This window comes from Peribacillus sp. SIMBA_075, from assembly GCF_046534585.1.
The window spans coordinates 1-233 of record NZ_JAWRYN010001687.1 but is presented as its reverse complement, the minus strand read 5'-3'; the positions used below and the strand labels follow the sequence as shown (position 1 = coordinate 233).

At 40.8% G+C, this 233-nt stretch carries 1 pseudogene; it reads right to left on the bottom strand.

Annotation, left to right across the window (positions count from 1 at the left end):
- A pseudogene (locus SB775_RS34170) lies at positions 1-233 on the bottom strand (methionine--tRNA ligase); the annotation flags it as partial.

Here is a 233-nt window from a genome sequence, read left to right as displayed (position 1 = left end):
AAATCCAAAATCAAGCTGAAGCTTTAAGAGACGATCCGCTTTTTTAACTGGAGCTGCTTCCAAAACTTGTGCTACTCGAAGATCAACTTTCGAGAAATCATCAAATGCAATTTCTGCTCCCAGTTCAGGTAATTCCGTTTCTTCTATTTCAGCTTTCTCTTCTTCTACCTTAGGCGCACTTCCCTGCATTTTCTCTTTAATGTACGCCACTTCTTCTTCAACCTCTAAACGCG